Here is a 6,432-nt window from a genome sequence, read left to right on the forward strand (position 1 = left end):
TAAAATGCGCTCTAGCTCTATATCTCAATGCTTTTAGATTTATTCAGCAAACCCTAATTATAGAGTTATAAACATACACTATATAACCGAATTCTATATCACAACAAAAAGTACAAGCTTTTCGCCTCTAAAAGCTCAAAACATAAGGAACAAGGAAAGACTGAAGTTGGAAAAGTGTTGTGTTGTCTGAATTTTAAGCTTTTGATACGTCCTAACTTTTCCTTCAACGACTACAACTTCTGAATCTTGACTACTACTTTACACTCAAAAAACTTTTTTACTAAACCCTAACTATTGTATTATATCAAGATTTATGCTATTGAATTACCAATATAAACACCTCTTCCAAAAAATAGAAAATTAAAGCATAGTTCTCAGGGGACGAGGGTTTGAATGATGAAAGTAGTCTTTTAGATTTTAGCTAAATAAAAAAAAATAGTATAAAAATGACAATAGGGAAAAAATATTATGAACAAGCAACACTGGTTAGATATAAGTGAATATGTCTGCCTAGCAGGTTCAGTTTTAGGAACCATTGCTTCAGTTACTTCTGGACAGGCAATATATGCAGCAGCACCTTTAACTTTGGCCTTATCTGCAAGTGTAGCTAATAGAAAGCGCCTAGATAAATTGCAACAACAAGAACAAAAAGTTGCACTTACAGATATTCAGAAAACCTTCCTAGAAGATTTGGATAAAGTTGATACTCAGACATCTAAATTACAAGAAACACTGAATCTTCAAACCGAGGAACAAGAAAAGAAATTAGAAGTAATAACAGAAGAGCTGAAGCAACAATTAGTTGCACAGAGGGAAAATATAGAGTGGCAAATTCAGCAACAAAGGAATACATTACAGGAAGTGATAAATGCAATACCAACTGAACTACAACAACTCGTTCAACGTTTAGAACCATTAGAAAGTCAGCAGAAAGAAATCATTAGTAAACGCTTACCTTGGACAGTTTCAGCCATTGAAGAATTACAAGATAGAACTGCTGCCATAGCACCCTTAGAAAGTAACTTTGGTCATATTAGTAGAAATCTGCAAATTTTGAATAATCGTGTTGATAGTCTGCCTCAACCAGAGTATTTTGGTAAAATTGAAACAGCTATTACTTCAGTACAAAAGCGACTTGATTTGAATCCTATCAACCTTCAAAGTGCAGTGCTGACAGATGCAGATTTCAGTGATATTTATCTCAAAAATGCCAAACTAATAGATGCTAACCTCAGTGGTGTTAACTTGGGTGGTGCTTGTTTAAATAATGCAAATCTCACAGATGTTAACCTCAGCAATGCTAATTTAACAGGTGCAGATTTGGCAGTTGCTAATCTATCTTATGCAAACTTGAATCATGCTGAACTTGGCCAAGTTGATTTGTCTGGTGCTAACCTCAGTGGAGTAGATTTATCATCAGCTAACCTCAGTGGTGTTAATCTTTCGTCTGCTAATCTCACAGATGCAGATTTAAGTAATGCTAACCTCAGTGGTGCAAACCTAACTAACGCTAATCTCAGTGGAGTTATTCTCAGTGATGCAGATTTAAGTAATGCTAACCTTAGTGGTGCTAATTTGTCCCATGCAGGTTTAAATAATACTAATCTCAGTAATGCAAATCTTTGTGCTGCACAATTGTGGTGTGCTGATATCAGTGATGCTGACTTAACTGGTACACTCATAGATCAAAACACTAAATTAGACAAAGAAACTCAAGAGCAATTACAAAGAGTAAGTCATAAAACAAAGAATCAAAATCTTCATGGTTATGGTACAAAAGTAACTGATATTAATCATAATGGCGTTCATTTGATGAGTCCTAATTTTTTGGAAGGAAAATCAAATGATAGCGATAGCGTTGTTGTTCAATCCTCAATTATTGAGACAAATTAGTAAGGTAAACCAGTCGCGGGCAAGATGCCCGCACTACAAGCATTTTAGATTTCTATTATTAGTATGTATTTCCTGTTCCCTGTTCCCTTAAGACCCGAAAACTGGTAATCTCTAGATATTAATACTCTGAGGAATTTGAGAAGGTAGCAAATACCTATACTGTGGGCGATTCAAATTACGCTGCTCAATAGTCGCTTCAACTTGATTCAGATTTTCCTGAAACTTCTCAAGTAGAGGTTTCACCTTGGAATCAGTAAAATGATTTTTTGGATACTCACCCAGTGTCGTGTAATAGACAGACCCCAGTAAATATGTAAGATTCAGTTGCCCTTGTGCCTGCTCTAGAGGAGGCAGCAAATCCAAATAATCTTGCTCGCTCACTTCACCTTTGAGAATTGAGCTAGGCAAATAACCAGCTAATGGAACTGCTGGAGCATAAGACATTATATCTTTCTGGGGAAAATTAACAGCAGCGTGTTGAGCACTAGCAGTAAAAATAATTAACGTCACAGCATTAATCAAATACTTTCGTGTCTTAATACCTCCATCCTCACCGAAATCAGGTACACGAGCACCATCAAAAGCCATAACTTCACCTGCCCAAGCTTGTAGTCGCCGATCTGCCTGAACCTCTTCATCTCTAGAATAGTAAAGACTCAGATAATTTGAAACCCATTGATGAATAGCATTCCAAAGTAACAGAGCATCATCCCGATAAGGATAAACAGGAAGTAAATTAGAATCGTCAACCCCGCGCTGTTTCAGTTGCTCCGGTAACATAGCTTGATTAAAACCATAACTCTGTAACCCTAACACTGCCAAAACACGAGAGTTATCAATAGTAGATGAAAGTAAACCATCGACTCCTTCCTTAGGAGCAATTAAAATCCTGTGAGCACCATCGTTAATTAGTAAAGTACCTTCAAAGTGAGGACGCAACAGCAAACTTAAGCAATGATTTTGGGGGAGTTGGCGATGGGTAGGTGGAATAAATGATCCGACAAATAAATGAGTTCTCCCTAAATGACTCACTGCCTCGTGAAAGTTAGCATCTACTATCTCTACAACTGTTTTGGCAAATAACCAAGCATACTTAGAAGAGTTGGGAGTAAAGATGGGGTTATCTGCTCCTGGGGTTTGACCGCATTGAATAGCTACAGGACGTAATTTACGGTTTGGATCTGAACCTTTTGGCACTGCGAATAAAGCTAGAGGAGCATAAATATACTTTTGGTATTTATTGGGATAAGTACCATTAAGAGCTCCTTCCAAAATTTTATAGTCTGCTAGATAGAGTCGCCCTTCTTTTCCTGCTGCTGCTAATGAATCATCTTTACCCATAACTTCCTGATATTGAGTCTCCGTCACCGGAAAACGTTCGTCAAGACTAGATACCTGCTGGATCATTAGGGGGTTATAACCTGCTAGTCGCATATAAGCGAATACTTCATCTTCTTCAAAAGTATAGGCGATGCTCGGTATCCCTCCTGTTTCTGGGAATAGCTCTTTATAGGAGAAGAGCTTTTGATAATCTTCAAGGCTCGTTACATGACCTTCTGGACTTCCTTCCTTTAATACTTTTAGAGCTTGCTTTGAAATATCTTTAAGTATTGACAGACCATTTTCCCTGAGGATGGAAACAAATAGCTCATCTATTTCACGAAAATCACCAGGTATTCCTTGACTCAACAATTGTTGAGTTAATAATAATTGTTGATTCAACAATAATTGGAGAAAAAATGGTAGAGTTTTATTATCCTCTCCAATTTTTATTGATTTTATCTCCTTATAGATTACTTCTAAGATATATTTAATTACATCGTCTCTTACCCCTTTATTTCCTTGGTTTCCTCGGTTTGTAATTACGATATTCACAAATAGAAGACGTATATTCTTTACCAATAATAAAAGCCATTCTTTAGAAGGTTTTTCTCGTTTTGGTAATTCATTAACCATTGCCACAGGAGGAATGTGGTCATAGTTATATTGATATTCTTGTTTGGCTACTTCTAAAGTATAATTTACTGATGAACTTGTAGTATCCATCGGACAGTTAGTCATATTTAATAAATACCTTTTGGTAGAAATTAGGTATAGTTTATCAAAAAATAAAGTCAGGAGTTAAGAGTAAATAGGAAATAAAAGTTCTATTTGCTATATATATTAGTATTTGAGGCTGACTATGACAGAAAAACCATTCTGACAATTTTGACTCTTATCTCTTCTATAATTCCCATTTTTCCTGACTCCTGACTCCTGACTCCTGACTCCTGACTCCTGACTATTAAGTATATTTCTGCAATAATAATCCCAACTTTTCTTTAGTTGTAGCAGGTACTTTATCCAAAGGAGTCAAAATAGCATTTTTCAAAGCAGAATGAGAGTCAGAAACAAACTGATTTTCGCTCAACCTCCGCACCGTTTCCTGAATAACTTTTTGAGCATTCACCGCATTCTTGCGTAGATTATTAATCACCATGTCCACAGTCACACTCTCATGTTCTTCATGCCAACAATCATAATCTGTAGATAGTGCTAAAGTTGCATAAGCTATTTCTGCTTCTCTTGCCAACTTCGCTTCTGGTAAATTTGTCATCCCAATAACTGTTGCGCCCCAACTACGATATAAATTTGATTCTGCTTTGGTAGAAAAAGCAGGTCCCTCCATACATAGATAAGTGCCACTATGATGCACATTTATATCCGATAAATTCAAACTTTCCGCAGCATCCGCCAACATTTTTGCTAGTTGAGGGCAAGTTGGATTTTCAAATGTGATGTGCGCAACAATTCCTTCACCAAAAAATGTAGAAATTCTGCCTTTTGTCCGGTCAATAAACTGGTCTACTACTACTAAGTCTAGGGGTTTTACTTCTTCTTTGAGAGAACCTACCGCAGAAGCAGAAATTAAATATTCCACACCCAGGCTTTTCATACCATAAATATTAGCACGAAATGGTAATTCAGATGGTAATAATGTGTGATTGCGATCATGTCTGGAGAGAAAGGCTACTTTTGTTCCTTCCAAAGTACCAACAATAAAAGCATCAGAAGGAGGCCCAAAGGGTGTCTCTACCCTTATCTCCTCCACATCTGTGAGTGCCTCCATTTTGTACAAACCACTGCCACCAATAATTCCTATTTTTACTTTGGTCATTCTGAGATTAGCTAATATTTTTGCTTTCTCAGTTATTCTACCGAATTTTTAGTAACGATATCCGTTTAAATACTGATGCAAGAGGTAGTCAGTAGTCAATAAGTCAGCTAGAAACGGTCTATGGGAGCTCACCCCACTAACGACATTGGCATCCTGGGTGATATAGAAGTGAGGTATTCAACCCTCTACAGAAAAGACTAAGTAACTAGCAATAGGACACTATAAGAGAAAAGGATAAAAAAGTTAAGTTCGGTATTTATCACTACTACATAAGTAGTAGCCATACCATATTTCTAAGTATTTTTCATAGCTAAATGTATCAAAAAAACTTAATTTTTTTTAAATTTTCAATGTTTATGCTTAATTTTAACCAAATCTTCATAAAACAAACTATACTTCTGTCATATTCTAGGAGAAGAAGAAGTACTCAATTTTGTGCCGTGCCCTTTCTTTAATTCTCCTACCCAATTCCTTTACCCAAATATTTTTCAATTTTCTGCGGGTAGCCAGTATTTTAGGCATATTTCTCTTTTTTCGGACAATTATCTGATTTTTTAGAAAAAATGAACAAATTCCAAGCTAAAGCTAGAACAAATTCCCTAGAATTAGTTGTTAGCAATATTTTTGCCGCTCGTAAAATTTCCGCTAGCGATCGCCAGCGATTAAGAATGGCGTTATGTTCACCTCATCTTTTGAGTACCACCGAACAAAACCAGATTAAACAGGTTTATGAAGAGTTAATGGCTGGACGAATTAGTATTGTCAAATAGCGGGGTTTAGTAAACTTTTTAAAATATCTCTGAATTATGACTTTTAAATGTTATTTCACAATATAGAGTCAATTCATGATGATTTTATTCTAATTCCTCATCATCTATCCATACAATTTACCTGATTTATACTCAGCAGTTCAGATATTAAGTTGTTGCACAAATCTGGGCTTTAGCAGTTATACCATATACACCTGAAGACTTATAAATTAAGTTAGCAACGAGCAGGAAGAATAGAGATATTTACTGCTGGAGTGATATGGTTGATTTTTTTCATGTCGCTATTCAACGGACATGATATTATTTAACTTTATTTCTAAAATTAGCTTTAATAGACTTCCCTAAAAGGTATCTTTCAACAATTAATAATTAATAATTAATAATTAATAATTACCTCTCCTTGAAATACGTTCTCCGCTCATTCCCATTTCTCCTGTCTCCTGTCTCCTGTCTCCTACCCTCACCCTCACCCATAAGACTTTAAATAGGGCTTGCTGATTAAATATAAAAGTCTTGATATATAAAGGTTTTGGCCTTTTTAGGTAGTGAAAAAGTACCAGGTTTTTGCCGTCCATTGCTCAAAAAGTGAGTATTGGGGTAAGATAGAGGCAG

Annotated in this window: 4 protein-coding genes; 2 read left to right on the plus strand and 2 right to left on the minus strand. The window is 36.0% G+C overall.

The features are described 5' to 3' along the window. Positions 1-468: 468 nt before the first annotated feature. The gene (locus F6K54_RS38135) at positions 469-1,893 is read left to right on the plus strand and encodes a pentapeptide repeat-containing protein (protein ID WP_293089273.1); all 1,425 of its coding nucleotides are present in this window, start codon (positions 469-471) and stop codon (positions 1,891-1,893) included. 111 nt (positions 1,894-2,004) lie between these two features. Here the strand turns inward: F6K54_RS38135 and F6K54_RS38140 are convergent, their stop codons facing one another. Both F6K54_RS38140 and F6K54_RS38145 read right to left on the minus strand, forming a co-directional pair. After that, entirely contained in the window at positions 2,005-3,954 is a 1,950-nt protein-coding gene (locus tag F6K54_RS38140; RefSeq protein ID WP_293089275.1) for a lipoxygenase family protein, read from the minus strand. A gap of 223 nt (positions 3,955-4,177) precedes the next feature. Then, a complete protein-coding gene (locus tag F6K54_RS38145; protein ID WP_293089276.1) occupies positions 4,178-5,050 on the minus strand; it encodes an S-methyl-5'-thioadenosine phosphorylase in 873 nt (290 codons plus the stop codon). A 563-nt stretch (positions 5,051-5,613) separates the two neighbouring features. Between F6K54_RS38145 and F6K54_RS38150 the strand changes: the two genes are divergently transcribed. Further along, positions 5,614-5,820, plus strand: coding sequence for a hypothetical protein (locus tag F6K54_RS38150; protein ID WP_293089278.1), 207 nt, complete (start codon positions 5,614-5,616; stop codon positions 5,818-5,820). Positions 5,821-6,432: the final 612 nt, after the last annotated feature.

The organism is Okeania sp. SIO3B5, assembly GCF_010692555.1.
Classification (GTDB): Bacteria; Cyanobacteriota; Cyanobacteriia; order Cyanobacteriales; family Microcoleaceae; genus Okeania.